At 37.4% G+C, this 19,043-nt stretch carries 23 protein-coding genes; 12 read left to right on the forward strand and 11 right to left on the reverse strand.

What is annotated here, in order from left to right; genetic code table 11:
• Positions 1-431: 431 nt before the first annotated feature.
• Both ACOZIR_RS12920 and ACOZIR_RS12925 read left to right on the forward strand, forming a co-directional pair.
• The gene (locus tag ACOZIR_RS12920; protein WP_045291891.1) at positions 432-944 is read left to right on the forward strand and encodes a CotO family spore coat protein; all 513 of its coding nucleotides are present in this window, start codon (positions 432-434) and stop codon (positions 942-944) included.
• 77 nt (positions 945-1,021) lie between these two features.
• Positions 1,022-1,357 carry a DUF1360 domain-containing protein gene (locus ACOZIR_RS12925; protein WP_045291890.1) on the forward strand — a complete coding sequence of 112 codons (336 nt, stop codon included), beginning with the start codon at positions 1,022-1,024 and terminating at the stop codon, positions 1,355-1,357.
• 47 nt (positions 1,358-1,404) lie between these two features.
• Here the strand turns inward: ACOZIR_RS12925 and ACOZIR_RS12930 are convergent, their stop codons facing one another.
• Together ACOZIR_RS12930 and ACOZIR_RS12935 are read right to left on the reverse strand one after the other, a co-directional pair.
• Positions 1,405-2,238 carry a hypothetical protein gene (locus ACOZIR_RS12930; RefSeq protein WP_045291889.1) on the reverse strand — a complete coding sequence of 278 codons (834 nt, stop codon included), beginning with the start codon at positions 2,236-2,238 and terminating at the stop codon, positions 1,405-1,407.
• 138 nt (positions 2,239-2,376) lie between these two features.
• Positions 2,377-3,120, reverse strand: a complete 744-nt coding sequence (locus ACOZIR_RS12935; RefSeq protein WP_045291888.1) for a hypothetical protein — start codon at positions 3,118-3,120, stop codon at positions 2,377-2,379.
• A 261-nt stretch (positions 3,121-3,381) separates the two neighbouring features.
• On the opposite strand from ACOZIR_RS12935, the gene ACOZIR_RS12940 reads away from it, so the two are divergent.
• From ACOZIR_RS12940 to ACOZIR_RS12960, 5 genes are all read left to right on the forward strand, one after another.
• A complete protein-coding gene (locus ACOZIR_RS12940) occupies positions 3,382-3,768 on the forward strand; it encodes a hypothetical protein (protein ID WP_045291886.1) in 387 nt (128 codons plus the stop codon).
• Positions 3,769-3,835: 67 nt separating this feature from the next.
• The gene (locus tag ACOZIR_RS12945; RefSeq protein WP_165351683.1) at positions 3,836-4,012 is read left to right on the forward strand and encodes a hypothetical protein; all 177 of its coding nucleotides are present in this window, start codon (positions 3,836-3,838) and stop codon (positions 4,010-4,012) included.
• A gap of 50 nt (positions 4,013-4,062) precedes the next feature.
• Positions 4,063-4,260: a hypothetical protein gene (locus ACOZIR_RS12950; RefSeq protein WP_232217001.1), complete on the forward strand. Its 198-nt coding sequence runs from the start codon at positions 4,063-4,065 to the stop codon at positions 4,258-4,260.
• Positions 4,261-4,347: 87 nt separating this feature from the next.
• A complete protein-coding gene (locus tag ACOZIR_RS12955) occupies positions 4,348-4,470 on the forward strand; it encodes a YjcZ family sporulation protein (protein WP_013055448.1) in 123 nt (40 codons plus the stop codon).
• Between the two features lie 133 nt (positions 4,471-4,603).
• Positions 4,604-4,861, forward strand: coding sequence for a stage VI sporulation protein F (locus tag ACOZIR_RS12960; protein WP_013055449.1), 258 nt, complete (start codon positions 4,604-4,606; stop codon positions 4,859-4,861).
• Between the two features lie 47 nt (positions 4,862-4,908).
• Here ACOZIR_RS12960 and ACOZIR_RS12965 read toward each other — a convergent pair whose 3' ends face one another.
• Both ACOZIR_RS12965 and ACOZIR_RS12970 read right to left on the reverse strand, forming a co-directional pair.
• Positions 4,909-5,697 (reverse strand): M48 family metallopeptidase, encoded by a 789-nt coding sequence (locus ACOZIR_RS12965; RefSeq protein WP_237758432.1) that lies wholly within the window; start codon positions 5,695-5,697, stop codon positions 4,909-4,911.
• A gap of 224 nt (positions 5,698-5,921) precedes the next feature.
• Complete coding sequence (locus ACOZIR_RS12970) at positions 5,922-8,240, reverse strand: ATP-dependent helicase (RefSeq protein ID WP_045291885.1); 2,319 nt, start codon at positions 8,238-8,240, stop codon at positions 5,922-5,924.
• Positions 8,241-8,616: 376 nt separating this feature from the next.
• On the opposite strand from ACOZIR_RS12970, the gene ACOZIR_RS12975 reads away from it, so the two are divergent.
• Positions 8,617-8,868, forward strand: a complete 252-nt coding sequence (locus ACOZIR_RS12975; RefSeq protein ID WP_415383630.1) for a hypothetical protein — start codon at positions 8,617-8,619, stop codon at positions 8,866-8,868.
• A 76-nt stretch (positions 8,869-8,944) separates the two neighbouring features.
• Here the strand turns inward: ACOZIR_RS12975 and ACOZIR_RS12980 are convergent, their stop codons facing one another.
• The 5 genes from ACOZIR_RS12980 to ACOZIR_RS13000 form a co-directional block, all read right to left on the reverse strand.
• Positions 8,945-9,622: a DUF421 domain-containing protein gene (locus ACOZIR_RS12980; protein ID WP_013081784.1), complete on the reverse strand. Its 678-nt coding sequence runs from the start codon at positions 9,620-9,622 to the stop codon at positions 8,945-8,947.
• Positions 9,623-9,711: 89 nt separating this feature from the next.
• Positions 9,712-10,146: a GNAT family N-acetyltransferase gene (locus ACOZIR_RS12985; RefSeq protein WP_421535626.1), complete on the reverse strand. Its 435-nt coding sequence runs from the start codon at positions 10,144-10,146 to the stop codon at positions 9,712-9,714.
• A 5-nt stretch (positions 10,147-10,151) separates the two neighbouring features.
• Positions 10,152-10,664, reverse strand: coding sequence for a YjcG family protein (locus tag ACOZIR_RS12990; RefSeq protein WP_415383631.1), 513 nt, complete (start codon positions 10,662-10,664; stop codon positions 10,152-10,154).
• Between the two features lie 82 nt (positions 10,665-10,746).
• The gene (locus tag ACOZIR_RS12995; RefSeq protein WP_415383632.1) at positions 10,747-11,472 is read right to left on the reverse strand and encodes an alpha/beta hydrolase; all 726 of its coding nucleotides are present in this window, start codon (positions 11,470-11,472) and stop codon (positions 10,747-10,749) included.
• A gap of 163 nt (positions 11,473-11,635) precedes the next feature.
• Entirely contained in the window at positions 11,636-12,022 is a 387-nt protein-coding gene (locus ACOZIR_RS13000) for a hypothetical protein (protein WP_216142916.1), read from the reverse strand.
• A 172-nt stretch (positions 12,023-12,194) separates the two neighbouring features.
• Between ACOZIR_RS13000 and ACOZIR_RS13005 the strand changes: the two genes are divergently transcribed.
• Entirely contained in the window at positions 12,195-12,731 is a 537-nt protein-coding gene (locus tag ACOZIR_RS13005) for a phosphatidylglycerophosphatase A (protein ID WP_028412335.1), read from the forward strand.
• 125 nt (positions 12,732-12,856) lie between these two features.
• On the opposite strand, the gene ACOZIR_RS13010 is transcribed toward ACOZIR_RS13005, so the two are convergent.
• Positions 12,857-13,336, reverse strand: a complete 480-nt coding sequence (locus ACOZIR_RS13010) for a GNAT family N-acetyltransferase (RefSeq protein ID WP_071276815.1) — start codon at positions 13,334-13,336, stop codon at positions 12,857-12,859.
• Positions 13,337-13,505: 169 nt separating this feature from the next.
• Positions 13,506-14,351 (reverse strand): MurR/RpiR family transcriptional regulator, encoded by an 846-nt coding sequence (locus tag ACOZIR_RS13015; protein ID WP_014461544.1) that lies wholly within the window; start codon positions 14,349-14,351, stop codon positions 13,506-13,508.
• A 150-nt stretch (positions 14,352-14,501) separates the two neighbouring features.
• Between ACOZIR_RS13015 and gnd the strand changes: the two genes are divergently transcribed.
• The 3 genes from gnd (at position 14,502) to ACOZIR_RS13030 (ending at position 18,773) form a co-directional block, all read left to right on the forward strand.
• Positions 14,502-15,401, forward strand: a complete 900-nt coding sequence (gene gnd, locus ACOZIR_RS13020; RefSeq protein WP_421535627.1) for a phosphogluconate dehydrogenase (NAD(+)-dependent, decarboxylating) — start codon at positions 14,502-14,504, stop codon at positions 15,399-15,401.
• 25 nt (positions 15,402-15,426) lie between these two features.
• Positions 15,427-16,968 (forward strand): gluconokinase, encoded by a 1,542-nt coding sequence (gene gntK / locus ACOZIR_RS13025; protein ID WP_045291877.1) that lies wholly within the window; start codon positions 15,427-15,429, stop codon positions 16,966-16,968.
• Positions 16,969-17,246: 278 nt separating this feature from the next.
• Positions 17,247-18,773, forward strand: coding sequence for an NCS1 family nucleobase:cation symporter-1 (locus tag ACOZIR_RS13030; RefSeq protein ID WP_415383634.1), 1,527 nt, complete (start codon positions 17,247-17,249; stop codon positions 18,771-18,773).
• The last annotated feature ends 270 nt before the right edge of the window (positions 18,774-19,043 follow it).

Here is a 19,043-nt window from a genome sequence, read left to right on the forward strand (position 1 = left end):
GCTGGATTTAGTTTTCTACCTGATTGAATGAGAGTAAAAGGCTGAGACAAAAGTATTTTAGCCCAAGTGAAAAACGAACCATTGATCAAAATTTTTGATTAGTGGTTCGTTTTTTTTTTTGTTATGGTGAATATAGGTTTTATCTGTTTAGTTCCTTCTAGCAGTTGATGGGAGGGCAAAGCGAAGTCTTGCACGGGAATCAGCTGCGGTGTAACAAGCGGCTCAGCTAATGTATCCTATTTGTGCGTCTTTAGATTGAATTAATTTCGTTATATCTCAACCTCTTTTATTGTGTTTTTTCAAATGCTGGAAACAAAAGTACAGCGCTGATTTTAATTCCAAAAAGGCTACCGCAAAAAAATAAACAAGTTTTTCCGTGTGCAAGCATACATTTTTAAAAGAACGATAACAAGCAATTGGAGGTATGCTTCATGACTAACTCAAAATCTAAGTCAGAAGAAAATGAGCCGCTAATGTACATTGTCCAGCCAAACGCTACGCAAAACCAGCGTTCTATGCAATATTATTTTAGTTCAAAACAGCAAGACGATAAAGGAATAGAGAAAGAGCATGTGTTAAAAGAAGAGCCCAGCTTTTCTTCCATTCAAGAAGTCAAAGAGCCTGACGTAGAAAAAGTGGAAGAGATTAAGCAAGAAAAAGAGGAAGAGCGTTCAATTGTTCCCGTGGATATACCGCAATCAGAGACTAAAAAGCCAAATAAAATGTTTCAGTCTATGACGATTAAAGAAAAAGTTGAATTTCTATGCAGCTTCCCGCCTCATATGTCTCAGCCAATTTGTGAAATTACGTGTCAAAACCAAAAATATATAGGAACAATTTTAGAATTAAAAGAAGGAAGTTTATACGTAAGCGTTCCTCCTAATAAAGAGAAAACAGTATTGACATTTCATGATATTCAGACCATATCTATCGTTAAAATTTAAGTGATTCTAAAAGCTAACAGTGAAGAAGCACGTTAGCTTTTATTTTCACAAGTTTGTGAATGCACGGAGGAATGAAGATGACATGGATTTATCTAACATTATTTGTCTTTGCGACGTTTCGACTTACTCGTCTAATTGTTTTTGATAAAATTACAGTGTTTATTCGTAAACCGTTTCACAAAATCGTAGAAGATCAAGATGAACAAGGAAATACGGTAACTTACCTAGAGATAAAAGGGAAGGGACTGCAAAGATGGATTGGAGAGCTGCTCAGCTGTTATTGGTGTACGGGCATATGGTGTGCGGTAGGGATTTACTTTAGTTATGTAGCGGTCCCACACATTGCTATTCCTATCATTACAATCTTAGCTATTGCAGGATGTGCGGGAATTATAGAATCGTTTATGAAATAAATGGACGAGTTAAAAGACATATTGAACATCAATATGTCTTTTAATAATTAAGGGAAATTTAGTACAACTTTATTTAAAAAAGGGATACCTTCTTGCCACTCTTCGCTATAAAAAAAGCCTTCTAGAATAAATGAAGTCGTATCAGAGGACAGCGGAATGACTACTTGAAAAGAGTCAAATAGTAATTTGTCTTTTGGCTTTAATACGGTTTGCTTAATAGGTTTGATCCAATATTCACCGTCATTTTGAATTTTTTCGTTCCATTTTGGATGAGCATAGCGCCATTCTAAAGAAGCAGAGGGGATACTAGAAACTTCAATGTCTTTTTCATCAATGATCTTCCCGCTTAATATAGCCGAAGCATTGGGCTTCATTTTTAAGCAAAGCACGGGAGAGCGTAAAGTACTGCTCGTTTGATTTTGAATAATTACGTTGCCGAATATCATCAGCTCGCTTTCATCTTGTTCTGGCAGCAGTAAAGAATGTTGAAAAAAACAGAGGATATCACTCTTTTCAAATCTTTCCACGGGTTTTTCTACAATTTTTTCGATTACTTTTTCCACAATCTTTTCTTCAATAACGGGCTGTTTTCTCGAGGCTTTTTCTCGAAATGCTTCTGCAATAATTTTTTGTTCAGAAAGCTCGTTTCTCAGTAAATCCAGCTCTTTTTCTAATCCTTCAATTTCTACTTCTTTTTCAGATGTAGAAAGCGTCTCAGCGTGTTTTTTCTTCCAAAACGATGTATTTTCTTTTTCTCGTTCTAAAGCTCGTTCATAGCTTTTTAATTGGTTTTGTACGTGCCGAATTTCTGATTTATAGTGAATGAGCTTTTGTTTTAATTGAGTTAAATCATCTTTAGGGGAAGGGGAGTTACGACTCATCTAGTAGTCTCCTTTCCTGCTGAGCTATGAATTAATTTTGTAAACCTAAGCTGCCCACAGCAGTTTTATTTATATGTATGCACAAAGCTTGTAAACGATGAAAAAAGAGGAGAAATATTCTCCTCTGATGATATCTAATTAATCAAAATCTGTTTCAAAAGAACTTTCGTAGCTGCTGCTTTCCTCACAATCATCGTGATGGTGGCGTCTTCCAGGGAAAATCGCTTCACATTGAGGTGGATATTCAACAGGTGCGCAACCGCTGGCTGCATCTATAATTTCAGGGCGAGGATAGCAGAAGCTGCCTTCCACTTCAATTTTAACATCTTTTTCAATTTGTACACTGAAACATAACACGAGCTCAAAGCTTAACAGCTGTAAGTCACAGTGTGACAATCTGATAGAACCGCCGGATCCTTCAAAAGAATCAAGGTGAACAACTGGCTCTGTGCCTTCTGGAGCACAAAGGTAAAACGTTTGATGTGTCTTCCATGGAATATTGCAAGAAGTAAGTTCATGATGTTTGTGATGACCACCTAAATCAATTAACTTAATCTTATAGAACCCACTGATTGACAATCTAACTTCATGAAGAATAACCACTTCTCCATCTGGTAACACGATTTTTCTAGCGCGGCGACCACCGTGTGGCACAAGTTCAATTACTTTATCCAGTGCATCTTCATCTGAAGGATCCACAGGTTTACCGTCACTATCTGTTAAAATAATTTCCACTTCTACGTCATGCCCTAAATCTTTAAGTGCTTCTTCTTCAAATAATGAAGTGTCGTTCGTAAAGATTTGTGGTAAAACAACTTGACGTCTAACCCAGTCGTACACTTTAGGCACGCGGATACATAATGATTCAAAAAGTTCTCCCATTTTTAAACCTCCTAATTGTAATTGTCCTTCCTTTACGCTTTTCGTTACTAGGTATCGGACTACTATAGTGTATGAATGACCTGCTTTTATGTTCCTTAGTAAAAGCGGAATTTATCGGAATAAATTCTAGTTGGAGCGAGCATAAAAAATGAAGGAAATAATAAACTCAATTACAGCATATTCATGTTAATAAAAAGTGTTATTCATCTTTAACTGATTTTTTAGAAGTAGTGGGTTATTTATAATGGAGGAGTGAAGGGCATGAGTGAGGAAAAAACAAAACAATATATTGCTTCATTGAAGTCAGAATTGGCTTTTTATAAAGAAGAATATCAAAAATTCAAACATCAAGAATTTGAATATGAAGATATTAAGGAAGAGTTAGCGGAATTAAAGCAAAAGCATGAAGAAGAAAAAAGAAAACTAGAGGAAAAAATAGATTGGCTTAAAGCATGCGTCAATGAACAAAAATCAAAAACCGAACAGTCCATTGTACAGTACAATCATGAAGCACAAGGAACCATTCAAGAGCTGCAAAAACGGCTGCGTGAAGTGACAGAGCAAAAGGGAGGAGAAAGATCACGAGTAAGAAAGCCAAAAAACAGCACGGATTTATTTTTGTCCATGCAGCGCAAAATGGACAAATAAGATAGAACGTCTTTCTTTAGTCCTGAATATAATGTTATAGATAGGATGCTGTAAAAAGGAGGGAAACATGATGTATTATCATTATAATTATAATCCTAATCAATACCCTCAGCCCCTGCCTTATCATCCACAACCAATGACAAAACAATCGGTGAAGAAAGGGCAGGCTATTCCTAAGCCAGTCCAGTACCCTTCTCCAAAACAAGGTGGTTGCGGCTGCGGTTCAAAGTTACCAAAGCGATAAGCAATAGAAGCATTGTCACTCGGACAATGCTTTTTTACATGGAGTGGAGAGTGGAGAGAGGTGTAGAGATGCCGGATTTTTTCGATGAATTTGAACGGTTTTTTGAACAGCATATGATGGGAGAACATCGAAAGAGAATGAAAGAAGTAGAAAAAGCAGAAAAGCAGATGGAACAGCAAGAGAGGAAACTGCAGCAAAATGTAAAAAGACTTGATGAGCAAGATGCTGAAGATCCGTTTGGACAATGACATTTAATGTACACAGTTGAAAAGCCCATACAAAATCATTTGAGTGAACATACAGTATAGAGAGTAAAACAGAGGGGGTGTAATATTATGGGCTGCGGATTTGGCTACGGTGGTTGTGGTTACGGTGGTGGCTACGGCGGTGGTTTTGCGTTAATCGTTGTATTATTCATTCTATTAATTATTGTTGGTTGTGTTTGTTTTTACAATTAATCCCTTCTATGAATAAGGCACCGAAAAGTGCGGGTGAAGTTTCACTCGCACTTTATTTTTTTATTAAATGTAAAGGGCACCATCTAGGCACATGGTGCATACGATGAAGTATAAATAAAGGAGGTCATGCAAAATGGATAATAATATGTTTAAAAATATAGAAAAGAAAACAGGCGTTAATATGAAGGATATTTTTGAGCTTGCGAATTCTGTACAAAATGCTAACTTTAAAGATGAGCAAACGGTGCGTAATATTGTAAAGCGAGTAGCACAAATTGCGAATAAGCCAATTTCAAAACAAAAAGAAGAACAAATTGTTAAGGCGATTGCAAACAATAATCAGTCCATTGATTTTGCGACCATCGCTAAAATGCTAAATGAGAAAAAATGATTTAATGTTTTTATATAAAGTCCTGACGTGTCAGGGCTTTTTTCCATTTATGCAATTTCATTTGTTTGAAATGCGTTAGAATCAAGATCAAACAGTTCCGGATGCTGTGCTAAGTAATTAATTTCTTTAATACGATGAGCGATAGGAGGGTGAGTTGAAGTGGCTTGATTCAACCACATAAAAAAACCTTTTTCCTGTGAGTGCGTATGAACAAATTCCTCCTGATTTACTTTTTTATTTAGACAACGCCCAACCGCAAGTATAGTGAGTGCTTGAGTGGCAGCTTTTGCATTACCAATCGCAACGGAAGCTATGCGATCACATGTATATTCACAGGCTCTAGAGTAAGCTTTTCCTAAAAAAGGAACCCAAAGAGCAGGTAGAATAAGTGAGTGGTAGAGTGTATGCTTACGTTTTATATGAACTAATTCGTGGGCAATAATAAAAGAAAGTTCTTTTTCTTGATTATCTTCAATCATTTCAACAATATCCGAGTATAAAACGACAAAGTGACGTCCAAAAAAACGTGTAGCAAACGCGTTTAATAAGCCGCCTGATTGAATAATATAAATATCGGGCAGCTCTAAATCCAGCTCTGAAGATAAATGTTTTGCCTGATGATAAGTGTGCGGGAACTGCTTCTCTGTCAATCTAACTCCATTATTGCGAATTTGAGCAATAGAGAAACCGTGGAGCATAAATGTAATTAAAAAACCGATTGCAATGTAGATAATACCGACGAGTGAAATAATTAAAAGCAAATAGGTTAATAAGCTGATAACCATACATAGAATGAAAAAAATCTTTTCATTTTCATGAATAAGCTTTGCGTTCAATAATGGAACCTCCTAAAATATAGTAATATAGTACATAACGTAGTTTAACGCATCTACTTATGAATATCTACCTCTTAGTGGAATATTTGGTTAATAGAAGCAACTAAACATATTAAACCTACATTCACATGACAATAAAAAGTACGAACTGTTAATCAATAATTCTGATTAACAGTTCGTACTTCAATTTAACTAAAATACTTTTGTCCCAGCCTCTTTTTCCTTTATACTTTTTTTATAAAAGACTTCAGGAATCTTGAAGGATAAGCAGTTTTACCTCTTCTAGTTTGCGGAACGGATAAGTAAAGTGAATTTTGCGCACGCGTCATGGCTACATATAAAAGGCGCCGCTCTTCTTGAAGCGGCACATCATCTCCGCCTCGATAAGCTTCGAGTGCATAATCATGAGGCAATCCTCCGTCTACGCTGCTCAGTACGTATACATGCTTATATTCAAGACCCTTTGCTCGGTGAATGGTGGTTAGCTGAATACTTTCATTGAATTGCTTGCTTAAAGCTTTCATCTCTGTGTTCATGGCAATCATATGATCCACATGCTCTAAGAGTTCAGGTACAGTTTTGAATTTACGTGCTACAACTTTTAAATCCCGCACGTCATCCGAACCTTTTTCCATCATATTTCCTTCATTTCCGCGTTTTTTAACAAAATCATCGAATCCCATATCTTTAGAAATCGTCTCAAGTGCCAAAGAAGGAGACATTGATTTTAGCGACTTGAATAAAGGAATTACTTTCTTGAGCTTTTTTTGCTGAAACGGTTTTAAATCTTGAAGATATTCAAGCGCATCAATAAATGTACCGTCATGAAGAATACTTGCTGCTTTTAAGTCATTGACTGCTGTTTTCTTTAAAAAGAGCGCGTTCACTAAATCTTGCAGCGAACTTGCATCATTTGGATTCACGCTCAAGCGTAGAAATGAAAGTAAACTTCGAACCATTCGTCTTTTATAAAACGAATCTGCATCTTGTTCGATTGAAAACGGCAGGTTTGACTGCGATAAACGTTCAAAGATGGCACGTGAAGAAGCGTGAGTTCGGTACAAGACCGCGAAGTCAGTTGGAGAAGCGCCTTGCTTAATCTTTTCTTTCATATCCGTTACAATCATTGTTGCTTCTTCTTCTTCGTCATATGGAAAGAAGAAGGTAGGTCGCAACTCATTATCAAACTGGGCAGCCATTTCTTTTTGTCGGCGAGCTGTATTTCGTGCAATCACTTTATTAGCGGAAGAAACGATGGCATGAGCTGAACGATAATTTTGGTTTAACGTAATAACAGTTGTATGAGCAAAATCTTTTTCAAAATTTAAAATGAACGAAGGGTCGCTTCCGCGAAAAGCGTAAATTGATTGATCATCGTCTCCTACGACACACAAGTTTTTAGAGTCTTCACTTAGCATTTTCATAATTTTATATTGAACTTTATTGATATCTTGAAATTCGTCAATTAAAAAATAGCGAAACCTTTTTTGGTAACGAGTTAGTAAATCGGGATTTTGTTTTAGCATTTCATAACATCCATATAGCATGTCATCAAAATCGAATAGCTGTTTTTGCTTTTTAACTTCTTCATAGCGACGATATAAAAAGTGAACATCTTGTTCCCACTTGTCTTTTGGGCGCACATCTTTCACTCCAACAAGCGTGTTTTTCCAATAGCCGATTTGCTGAAGTGCCTGATCAAACGGAAAATCTTTTTCATCCACGTGGAGCTCTCTTGCTGCTTCTTTCACGATCTGTTCTTTTTGCCAATCCCATTTCAGAAGGCGATCCATTTGCCACGCTTGAGGATTGTGATGAACAATCATACGTAAGAAAATGCTGTGAAAAGTTCCAACTAGCATTTGACGAAGATGGAAGCCGGACATCTTTGGATATGTAGCTAATCGTTCTTTCATTTCTTTAGCTGATTTAGCCGTGAAAGTCACCAGCATAATGGATTTTGGATCAATTTGTTTTTCTTGTATCATATATGCGGTGCGAGCTGTTAACACACGCGTTTTGCCGCTTCCTGCACCGGCTAGAATAAGGAGAGGTCCTTCTGAATGTGTAACAGCTTTCCATTGGTTCGAATCTAATTCAATACCGCTCTCTTTAAATTCATTTAAATAAGGAGAGTCAGAGTGTTTAGGAACAGGTGGTTTTGAGCGAAAAGCAGGAACACTTGAAAAAGGTGCGGAAGACCTCCATGTCGCTTTCTCTTTTGCAGTTGAATTTTTCTCACCAATAGCTCGTCCTTTAGGAATACGAAATCCATTAGTTTCTCTATATTCAGCCGGAGTTTCTTTTATTTGTTGTACAGCTGTTGTTTCTGATAGTGTGTCTGAACACTCTTCTCTTTCATGGGGAACTTGAGCATGATAAAAGTAAGGAGAATGTTCAATCCCCAGATATAATTTAACTGGTTCTCCGCAGTGAGCACATATTATTTCTCCTCGGAGACTAGCTTCATATAAATATTGAAATCGGTCTCTAGCCGTTATAGCAAGGTTAAGTATCTGATTTTGATAAAGTGCACGTTGCAAAAAACATGGCCTCCTTTGTAAAACATGAACAATCAATAGTAAATAAGAGGGGGGTAAAGCAAGAAGCCGCTCTCGTTCTACATCGATATAGATGTGTATATACGCACAGTTTTTATTCCATAATCAAAGTCTATCATATCAAAATCATCTTTTTTTAAAAAGAGCACGGATATTTTTGGAGGGATAGGATGTAAAAAAGGGTATATATTGAGTAAGAGGTCACATATGTTCAAAAAAAGCGGTATAGATACAAAGTGCTATCTGTTCTGAACGAGTCTAGAAGAGGGGTTAAGTGAGCTGTTTCAATGTCGATACTTCTTGAGAAAAATACTGAGGTCTGAGAGTAGAAGGTATCTTGAAAAAGAGGAGGGTTCATATGGGATATATACTTCCCGTCACACCTTATCAGTCTATTCAATATGCAAATCGCCTTCAAAAAAATAATGCTTCTTTTTCAAATCGTATTTGGCCTGTCGAGAAAAAAAGCTTTGACGAAGAGTTTGAATCGCGTTCTCACTCGTTGGAATTGACGCCAAGTCCATTACAAAAGCGGAGAAAGCTTCAAGAAGCAGAGCGTGTATACAGCAAGCTAACAAATAAGGGCCTAGTGATTAATGCACGGGTATAATAGAAAAAATCGTGAACGCAGCAGAATGAATGCGCTCACGATTTTTTCACAAAGTAATGAACAAGTAAAAAACACCTTAGTAAGATTCAATAAAAAGTGTACTTCCCTGCTGCCATTCAGCATAAAGCACCTGTTTATAATCGGTAAATCCCTGTTTTTTCAACTGTGTCTTTAGCCAGTCTTCATCAAAGCCTGACTGAATTAAGTTTTTCAAAAGCAAACGTCCATCACTGACGAAGGCGATAGATAAAACAGGTTCAGAAGGAGGCAGCTGCAGATCGCTTCTTGTTGGCTTAGCATAATCAGATTTTGGCAATACGCTTAGTGATCCATCTGTTTCTAAAATCGCATATTCAACTTCACGAATGGAAAATATGTCTTTTGAACGAAGCATATGAAGAAGCTGATCGATATCTAATCGATTTTTACTAAGTTCTTTGTACGAAATTTTCCCTTTTCGAATAATAATAGATGGCCGTCCTTCTAAAAACAAGCGCAGGCGAATATTTTTTTGAGTAATAACTTCGGTGACATAAATAAGCGCTCCCCAAAAGATAACAGCAAATAAAATTTTGCCTATTCCTACTTCTGAGTCATATAACGCATTTCCTACTAACTCTCCTAATACAAGAGCAGAGATAAAATCAAAAGTGGTAAGCTGAGTGATCGTCGCTCTGCCTAAAAATTTAGTTAAAATAAACAAGCAGATAAATCCGATAAAAAGTTCTAGTGCAATTCCGATAAGTTCATCCATATTTTCACCTAATTCACATGATTAGGTATTAGTATAAGCAAAGTAAAGGTTCTTATCCTTTAAAAAAGCAAAAACACCAGGTTCAATTCCTAGTGTTTTTTACTTAGTTTCTTTACCATCTCTACATGTGGAATTCCAGCATCCATAAACTCACCTGAAACCGTTACGTAGCCTAGCTTTTTATAAAATCCTTCCGCATGCGTTTGAGCATGCAGCTTAATCTTTTCAATCTCATGCTCCGCTGCGAGCTCTTCTAACTTATCCATCAAAAGCTTTCCTACGCCGTCTTTTCGATAAGAAGAAAGAACGCAGATTCGTTCGGCTTTTCCGTAGTCCTCTACTATACGGAAGCGTCCTGCACCAATTGGTGCAGTTCCTTTGTATACAACTAAATGCAGGGCTTCGGAATCGTATTCATCGATTTCTTGCTCCACATCAACCTGCTGTTCTTTTATAAATACTTTTTGACGTACGAAGTAAGCATCAGAAGGATCTTGTTTGTTCGTTAGTACTTTGATGTTCACGTATCTTATCCCTTTCCAAGACGAAATGTTTCAAACACAGTCCACGTTTCATTTTCAAGCTGGTACATTAAATGAAAACGATCTATTGTTTCTTCATGAGCGACATCTACAAGTTTCAACTGGCTATACACATCTAAGTGCTCATCATCTGAAAGTCGTTGGCCAATTGTGATATGTGGAATAAATGAATACTCGGTTGGCTGTTCGAGATTGCCTTTATGAAGTTTATTGTAAAGTGACGTCAGTTCTGGCTTTTGTTCCACTTTTAAGTAAATAACGTTATTGGCTGGTGAAAATGAGCTTACTTTCGTTACATTTAATGTAAATGGATTTGTTTCTTCGGCAATTTTACGCAAGTTAGCCGCAATTTCATCAATTTGGTCTTCTGTAGCTTCAAAGACTTCTTTTAATGTAAGATGAGGCGGAATTAATGAATAGTGAGAATCATAGCGTTTTCGATAAGAATTCGCTACATCTTGCAATTTTTTAGATGGAAAAAGTACAACGCCAAATTTCATAAAAAATCCCTCCAAAGTAAGATCATAAAATATGTATAAAGCGAGCTTATTATAACAAATTTTCAAAAAATATGATATCTTTCTACTTCAACATGTATTGAAGCGAACGCTTTACGTCTTTTTGCCAGTATTTCCACGTATGGTTTCCATTAAATTCTTCGTAGAAAACAGAATATCCACGCTGCTTCATTTGTTCATGCAACAGGCGGTTAGGCTCAATAAAGTTTAATATACCATCTTGTGTGGTTTTGACATCCGTTTCTTCCGTTCCAATAACATGATACAAATCAAGAAGTGAAGGAGAAGCAAATGAGTTGACCGTTTGTAATACAGCATCGTTCACGAAAGGAGAATGCATAATTACTTTCCCGAACGTGTGTGGATACGCAATGGCCGTCAGCAGTGAAACTGTAGCAGCAAGCGAATCGCCAATTAGAACACGCGATTTTCCCATTTGATATGTAGGATATGTTTTATCCAAAAATGGCACAAGCTCATGTGCTAAAAAGCGAATATAAGCATCTACTTGCTTTCCTTCTGGATGATACTTATCACGTCTGTCTTCTACGCTTTTGTATGGAATTCCAACAAAAATAGTACGATCGATTTCTGACTTGTCCATTAAATCATCGATTAAACGAGGTGTACGTCCGTACATAACATAATCTTTTCCGTCTTGGGCGATAAGTAGAGAATACTTATAGAGCGTAGAATAGTTTGACGGCAAATAGACTAGTAATGTGACATCTTCTTGCAGTGCGTCACTATAAAAAGAAATTTCTTCTAACTTCCGCTTACTTTCTGACATGAATAATCGACTCCTATGCATTTGAATGAAAGCGTTACCTTTATTGTAACACATTTTCTAACAACCGTTCTTTATTTTATTGTAACGAATTTTTTAGCGAATGACGAGAAAGAGGCATGCGTCATTAAAAAAAGCGCTTCAGAATCGACTGAAGCGCTTTTGGTTAATCTAATTTTTTCATTTTTTTAAACATAGCTTTTTCTGCTTGGCTGGCTTTTTCTAGCGGTTTCTTCGTATATTCCTCTTCTTTTTCATCAATCGAAACCAATTCTGTGTCATTTTTTACATAACTTCGGATATTGCGAGCACCAAAATAGCCGTTTACATCTTTCAAAATAGGCTTGTTTTCTTTTTGATCATAAAGAGTATATGAATTCTCTTCTTTAACGATAGCGTAGTGATTCCCTGCTAGAAGAGCTACGGCTTCTTTTTCGCTTTTTCCAAAAGTAGACATGAGAAACAGAACGATTAAAACGATAAAGAAAAGGGCTGTTGCGCCAATGAAAAATAATAATAAGCCTCTGCTAAATTTACTTTGTTTTTCTTCCACAGTAGACAAACCCCCTGATTAGATAATTTCATTATAGCAAGTAAATGTAATGAGCGCCTAAAGAGATATGTGACGAGTTTATGAACTCAGGCGGATGAACAAAAAAGGTTTTTAGCGCCTCTCATCGAATTTAGTATAAAGAGAGACAACAACTTGAAAAGGAGAGAGAGATATGACAGCGAAAAAAATCCCAACGAGCAAAGAAGTAGCCAAGGCAACATTTAATTTGCTGGAAGAGCGTGGCGTAACAGTTTTGGATATTGCTGAAATTGTGTATGATTTACAGCTTCCTTATCATCCAGCTCTAACCATTCAGGAATGCGCTGAAAGCGTAGAGAGAGTACTGCAAAAGAGAGAAATTCAGCATGCGCTTCTAGTTGGAATCGAACTTGATAAGTTAGCTGAGCAAAATAAATTATCAGAACCTCTTCAAAGTATTGTAGAGCAAGACGAAGGGCTGTTTGGCGTTGACGAAACGATTGCTTTAGGTGCCGTTTTAACCTATGGCAGTATCGCTGTTACGACCTTTGGCTATTTAGATAAAGTAAAAGTAGGCATTATTGAAAAGCTGGACTGTAAAAAAGAAAAAGGAGTTAATACCTTTTTAGATGATTTGGTAGCGAGCGTAGCTTCTAGTGCGGCAAGTCGTTTGGCTCACCGTCAGCGTGATGAACAAGAACAGCTGCAAGAAGGCAATCCGGCTACGTAATAAACTTCTTTTAGTATGTATATAAGCTGCGTAAATTAACGCGTCAAAATGATTTAGTCTTTTATTTGAATAACGGAGGCTAGGCACGTAGAAGATACGTGCCTAGCCTCCGTTAATGGAACGATTTATGGCTGTAGTGAAGTAGTCATAAGATAGCTTAAGTTTTCCAGCCCAAGACTTTCATAAAAAGCACGTGCTTTTTCGTTAAATGCCCATACGGTAAGCTGGAGGTCACTTGCTCCTTTTTGTACAGCCCACTGTTTCGTAGCAGAAAAAAGACCTTTTCCTACGCCGTAATTTTGAAAGCCTTTTTTTACACCAAAATATTGGATGTATGCTGTATAGGAAAGAGGAGCTAATGTGGTGGGAGGGTTATATTTTAATTCAACAACAGACGCCCCAATAATTTGATTTCGATATTGAGCTACAAGAATATCAATGGTTGCATAATAAAGAGTAGCTTGATATTGTTCCGGAGATAAAACAGCCATTTGGTTATCAAACATAGAAGGAAGCGCATTTGCGTGGAGTTCTAGTGATTCCCCTAATATTTTATTTACTTCTGTATAATCATCTAGTTTTGCAGTGCGATAGATAATATCCATACACACTTCACCTACTTTTTAAAAGTTGTGCTTTATCATATGTAGCAACTTAGAAAATGTTAAATGAGAATGAAAACCTGAAAAATTTAAGTGAAGAACGGCACTAAACAGAGCATATATTTTATGCTCTGTTTGATGTTGTAGTTGAAGAATATATAAGGGCGAAACATTAAATTCTAGTTTCAGCAATAGCATCGCGTACTTTTTCAAGCGAGTGTTTAGAGGTGTCTTTATTCGCAATCATTACATTAACATACAAAGCATCAATGAGGCTTAGCTGTCCAATTCTCGAGGCGAGAGCTTCAGATCGATATTCGGTTTCTTCTGAACTTGTATAAAGAGAAACGTCAACGTTTTGACTTAATGGAGATTTAGGAAAACCCGTGATCCCGATCGTTTTGGCACCGTTCGCTTTTGCTGTATTTAAAATGTTCATCGTGTCTTTATTTGTTCCAGAATGAGAAATTACTACCGCTACATCTTGTTTCGTCAATTGAGAAGCTGACATAAGCTGGAAGTGGGAATCGATAAATGCAAACGTTTTAATTCCTGTTCGCACAAATTTATGAAAAGCATCCATAGCCACGACTGAAGAGCCTCCCGTGCCATAAAATTGAACTTTATCGGCCTTCATCAGAAGTTTCACGGCTTTTTCAATAGCATTGCCCTCTAGTATTTGTAATGTATTCTCAAGCGTTCTCACGTTGGAGCGAAAGATTTTTTCAGCGATCGTTTTTTCATTATCCGTTTCAGCAATTTCCTCATGAATCTGCTGAATGGGTGTCATAATTTCAGCAGCCAGCGCTATTTTCATCGCTTGATAGCCCTTGAAGCCAATTCGTTTACAAAAGCGAAAGACCGTTGCATCAGCTACATTTAAATCGTCTGCTACTTCATTAATGGTACTGTGAATAATTTGTTCTGGCTGTTCTAAAATATAATTTGCAATTTTTTTCTCTTTTTCACTGAATCTAGCATAGTGAGAACGAATTTTTCCTAAGCAATTTTGCGTCATAACTGATGTTCCTTTCCACGAATTTAGTAGTAAAAAGAGTATAGCACAAAAATATGTGTGAAAAAAATTTTCTTGTAAACGATTGCAAAATGAAAAATAATTCGTATAATGAAGGTAATGTGAAATTTTTTTTCAAAGGGAGTTTGTAAAATGAAAATTGGATTAATCGGTTTAGGAAAAATGGGATATAATTTATCATTAAATTTAATGGACAACCATCATGAAGTTGTAGCTTATGATGTGAATAAAGAAGCGGTAGAAAAACTTTCAAATGAAGGAGCGGCTGGTGCCTTTACTATTGAAGAGTTAGTCAATGAACTTCCCTCTTCACCTAAAGTTGTATGGGTTATGGTTCCGGCTGGAGAAGTAACGGAAAATGTTATTACAGAACTAAAAGATCTTCTGTCAGAAGGAGATATTGTAATAGATGGAGGAAACTCTAATTATAAAGAATCTGTTCGACGTGCTAACGATCTTCAGGAAAAAGGTATTTACTTCTTTGATGTAGGGACAAGCGGCGGAATGGAAGGCGCAAGAAACGGAGCGTGTACAATGATTGGCGGAGATGCAGAAGCATTCCGTACAATTGAACCAATTTTTAATAATATTTGCGTAGAAAATGGATTTATGTATGCAGGTAAAAGCGGAAGCGGTCATTTTTTAAAAATGGTTCATAATGGTGTAGAATATGGAATGATGCAATCCATTGCTGAAGGATTTGAAGTTCTGGAAAAAAGTCAGTTTGATTTCGACTATGAAGCCGTAGCGCGCGTTTGGAATAACGGATCTGTTGTTCGCTCTTGGTTAATGGAACTAACGGAAAATGCGTTTTCAAAAGATCCTAAACTAGATAGTATTAAAGGAGTCATGCAGTCTTCTGGTGAAGGGAAATGGACCGTAGAGACTGCCCTTGATCTTCAAACGGCAACTCCTGTTATTGCTTTATCGCTAATGATGCGCTATCGTTCATTAGAGGAAGATACATTTACAGGAAAAGTTGTAGCAGCACTTCGAAATGAATTCGGCGGTCACGGTGTTGTAAATAAGTAAAGTAGTAAAGTAGGGGGACAGCAGCATGAGCAAAAAATATGCAATAGGTGTAGATATCGGAACAACGAGTACAAAGTCTGTATTGTTTTCAGTAGACGGTACAGTCATTGCTAACCATGGGATTGAGTATCCACTATACTCGCCTACGCCCGCGATGGCTGAGCAAGATCCTGAAGAAATTTTTCAAGCAGTTGTACGTACCATTCAAACGGTTGTAAAAACAAGCGATGTAAAACCTGAGGATATTTTATGCGTTTCATTCAGCTCAGCTATGCACAGTGTTATTGCCGTTGATCAGCAGGGAAAGCCGCTGACAAAATGTATTACGTGGGCGGATAATAGAAGTGCAGAATGGACGGAAAAAATTAAAAATGAATACAATGGCCATGAGATTTATTTACGTACGGGCACGCCTATTCATCCGATGTCGCCGCTTTCCAAGCTAACATGGCTTTCTAATGAACAGCCTGAATTAGTGAAGGGAACACATAAGTTTATTTCAATTAAAGAATATGTATTCTTTAAGCTATTTAACGAATATGTTATCGACTATTCGATTGCATCAGCAACAGGTTTGTTTAATCTGAAAAATCTTGCGTGGGATGAAGAAGCACTAAAAGTAGCAGGTGTTACAACCGATCAGTTATCCACTCCTGTTTCAACCATGCATCAGTTAAAAGGGTTAAACCCAGAGCTTGCAGTTGACATGCATTTACTTCCGGATACGCCCTTTATTGTAGGTGCAAGTGACGGTGTATTATCAAACTTAGGCGTAAATGCAATTGAACCAGGCGTTGTTGCGGTGACAATCGGGACAAGCGGAGCGATTCGAGCAGTCACTGACAAGCCAGTAGTCGATCCTAAAGGTCGTATTTTCTGTTATGCGTTGACAGAAGACCACTGGGTAATTGGCGGCCCTGTAAATAACGGAGGCATGATTTTCAGATGGGCTCGCGATCAGTTTGGAGCGTCGGAAGTGGAAACAGCTAAACGTCTTGGAAAAGATCCGTACGAAGTATTAACAGATATTGCGGCTTTAGTGAAGCCGGGAGCAGACGGCTTATTGTTTCATCCATACCTTTCAGGAGAGCGCGCGCCGCTTTGGGATGCAAATGCTAAAGGCTCATTTTTTGGCCTAGGTCTGCATCATAAAAAAGAACATATGATTCGTGCCGTACTAGAAGGCGTTATTTTTAACTTATATACGGTGTTATTGGCACTTGAAGAGTTAATTGGAGAGCCTACAAAAATTCAGGCAACAGGCGGATTTGCACGTTCCGCACTTTGGCGTCAAATGATGGCAGATATCTTTAACCAAGAAGTATCCGTGCCGGAAAGTTTTGAAAGTTCATGTTTAGGAGCAGTTATCCTTGGCTTATATAGCCTTGGCGAAGTTGACTCATTAAACGTTGTTTCCGATATGGTTGGAGCGACTAATCATCATTATCCAATCAAAGAAAACAGTGAAGTATATAAAGAGTTAACGGCTATCTATATTCGTTTGGCTCGCTTATTTAAAGAAGAATACGCAAGCATTACGGCTTTTCAAAAAAAATACGTACATTAAGTTTAAAGATCATCGCTTGAAGCTGTCAGGCGATGATCTTTTGTGTGTTAGGTTATCTAACAACCAATAGAGTTAACACTACACAATATATAAAAGTTCCCTCAAATAATGTTACAATTTGTCCAGTGTATCCCTGTTTCGCATTAAATATAATAAGGGGTAACGTTAGTATTTATCACATACTAGAAGGAATCGTCACAAACGCCTTTATATTTCAGAAAATTCAAATAAAATTTGTTTTTTGAAATGAACTTATTTTATGAAAAGGGGTTTTATGGATGAAAACACAAATCGAGCAAGATGGAATTGTGACGCTCACAGATGAGACGCACAATCAGCTGAGCGGCAGCGATCTTTGGAATGAAGATTTACGTCCTACTACGATGAAAGAACATTCTTGGAAAGGAGTTAACTTTGCCACGCTTTGGATTGGGATGTGTCTGTGTATTCCAGCTTACACAATGGCAAGCGGAATGATGACGCTTGGAATGAACTGGTGGCAAGCAATTGGTACAATCTTTTTAGGAAATGTGATTGTTCTTATTCCTATTTTGCTTAATTCTCACGCTGGAACCAAGTTTGGCATTCCTTATCCAGTATTTGCCCGCCTGTGGTTTGGAGATAAAGGAGCACATATCCCAGCACTGGCTAGGGCCATTGTGGCTGCTGGGTGGTTTGGAATTAATACATGGATTGGAACGGAAGCAATTGATACACTACTAAGCGCTTCGTTTTCATCTTGGAATGGTTTAGCTGGTCATACAGCCATTGTATTCGCTCTCTTTTGGCTTTTAAATGTAGGAGTGGCATATAAAGGACCGCAAGCAATTAAAGTATTAGGAGCGATTGCTGCTCCGGTTATTGGTATTTCAGCTATTATTCTTTTTATATGGGCTTATACAAACTCAGGAGGGTGGGGCCCCATCTTATCTACGCCTTCTAAATTTACATCTACTGGAGAATTTCTAGCTGTATTTTTCCCTGCTTTAACCGGAGTCATTGCATTTTGGGCGACGCTCGCTTTGAACATCCCGGATTTTTGTCGATATGCTAGAAGTCAGAAATCTCAAATGGTTGCGCAAACCTTCTCTTTGCCGTTGACGATGAGTATTTTTTCATTTATTGGAATTGCTGTCACCTCGGCAACCATCGTTATATTCGGAGAAGCAATTTGGGACCCAGTGGCGTTAGTAGCTAAATTCCCTCCGTTTATCATTTTCTTAGGAACAATCGTTATCGTGCTTTCTTCTTTAACGATTAATGTGGGAGCAAATATTGTGGCGCCGGCCCGTGCAATTGAGAATCTGAATCCAAAGAAAATAACGTTTGCCATGGGGGCACTGGTTACCGGTATCTTTGCTATTTTGCTTCAGCCATGGTACATCATGTCTAATTTCGGGAACTATATCTTCGGCTGGCTTGGAACATATGGGGCGCTGCTTGGTCCTATAGACGGCATCGCCATTGCTGACTACTGGCTTGTAAGAAGGAGACAGATGGCATTAAAGGATTTATACGAGGTAAACGGTCGCTATAGTTATTCAACAGGTTTTAATAAAAACGGTATTTATGCATTAGTAATTGGCGTAGCCATACCCGTTTTAGGTTTACTAATTCCTGAACTGCGCTTTTTATGGGATAATGCCTGGACATTTGGTTTATTCATTTCTATCATCGCTTACACGTATCTCATGAGAGGAGATAAAAGTGTATTAGCGCCGGGGGAATATGAAGAAATAACGTTAAAAACAAGCGAAAAACCGATTATTGACAGTCAAACGGCTGATCCAACCATCACCAAATAAATAAGGTTAATCCAATCATTAACATGATTGGATTTTTTTATGTTTTAAAACTGTATGGAAGAAAATTGATAAAATTTTTTTTAGTTTTTTTATTGATTTAAGAATTTTTTTTTCATATAATTTAAGTAATAAAAAGATGAAATCGTTTTCTGATGTAATTAATGTAAACGATTTCGATAATTAAAACTTATTTTTTAAAAAATTAACAGGTTTAGAGCTTTTTTTGCTACATAAAGAAAGCGTTTACTTAAGGGGAAGGTGGAAAGCAAG

The sequence above is a fragment of the Priestia sp. D3YE.R1 genome, from assembly GCF_049199565.1.
GTDB lineage: Bacteria > Bacillota > Bacilli > Bacillales > Bacillaceae_H > Priestia > Priestia aryabhattai.

Excerpts from the sequence above, each read along its gene's own strand:
- ACOZIR_RS12960 (WP_013055449.1), top strand. The coding sequence starts at position 4,604 with ATGGATAATAATATGTTTAAAAATATAGAAAAGAAAACAGGCGTTAAT.
- ACOZIR_RS12920 (WP_045291891.1), top strand. The coding sequence starts at position 432 with ATGACTAACTCAAAATCTAAGTCAGAAGAAAATGAGCCGCTAATGTAC.
- ACOZIR_RS12945 (WP_165351683.1), top strand. The coding sequence starts at position 3,836 with ATGATGTATTATCATTATAATTATAATCCTAATCAATACCCTCAGCCC.
- ACOZIR_RS12990 (WP_415383631.1), bottom strand. The coding sequence starts at position 10,664 with ATGAAATTTGGCGTTGTACTTTTTCCATCTAAAAAATTGCAAGATGTA.
- ACOZIR_RS13030 (WP_415383634.1), top strand. The coding sequence starts at position 17,247 with ATGAAAACACAAATCGAGCAAGATGGAATTGTGACGCTCACAGATGAG.
- ACOZIR_RS13005 (WP_028412335.1), top strand. The coding sequence starts at position 12,195 with ATGACAGCGAAAAAAATCCCAACGAGCAAAGAAGTAGCCAAGGCAACA.
- ACOZIR_RS12930 (WP_045291889.1), bottom strand. The coding sequence starts at position 2,238 with ATGAGTCGTAACTCCCCTTCCCCTAAAGATGATTTAACTCAATTAAAA.
- ACOZIR_RS12925 (WP_045291890.1), top strand. The coding sequence starts at position 1,022 with ATGACATGGATTTATCTAACATTATTTGTCTTTGCGACGTTTCGACTT.
- ACOZIR_RS12980 (WP_013081784.1), bottom strand. The coding sequence starts at position 9,622 with ATGGATGAACTTATCGGAATTGCACTAGAACTTTTTATCGGATTTATC.
- ACOZIR_RS12975 (WP_415383630.1), top strand. The coding sequence starts at position 8,617 with ATGGGATATATACTTCCCGTCACACCTTATCAGTCTATTCAATATGCA.
- ACOZIR_RS12935 (WP_045291888.1), bottom strand. The coding sequence starts at position 3,120 with ATGGGAGAACTTTTTGAATCATTATGTATCCGCGTGCCTAAAGTGTAC.
- gntK (WP_045291877.1), top strand. The coding sequence starts at position 15,427 with ATGAGCAAAAAATATGCAATAGGTGTAGATATCGGAACAACGAGTACA.
- ACOZIR_RS12940 (WP_045291886.1), top strand. The coding sequence starts at position 3,382 with ATGAGTGAGGAAAAAACAAAACAATATATTGCTTCATTGAAGTCAGAA.
- gnd (WP_421535627.1), top strand. The coding sequence starts at position 14,502 with ATGAAAATTGGATTAATCGGTTTAGGAAAAATGGGATATAATTTATCA.
- ACOZIR_RS13010 (WP_071276815.1), bottom strand. The coding sequence starts at position 13,336 with ATGGATATTATCTATCGCACTGCAAAACTAGATGATTATACAGAAGTA.
- ACOZIR_RS12995 (WP_415383632.1), bottom strand. The coding sequence starts at position 11,472 with ATGTCAGAAAGTAAGCGGAAGTTAGAAGAAATTTCTTTTTATAGTGAC.
- ACOZIR_RS12955 (WP_013055448.1), top strand. The coding sequence starts at position 4,348 with ATGGGCTGCGGATTTGGCTACGGTGGTTGTGGTTACGGTGGTGGCTAC.
- ACOZIR_RS13015 (WP_014461544.1), bottom strand. The coding sequence starts at position 14,351 with ATGACGCAAAATTGCTTAGGAAAAATTCGTTCTCACTATGCTAGATTC.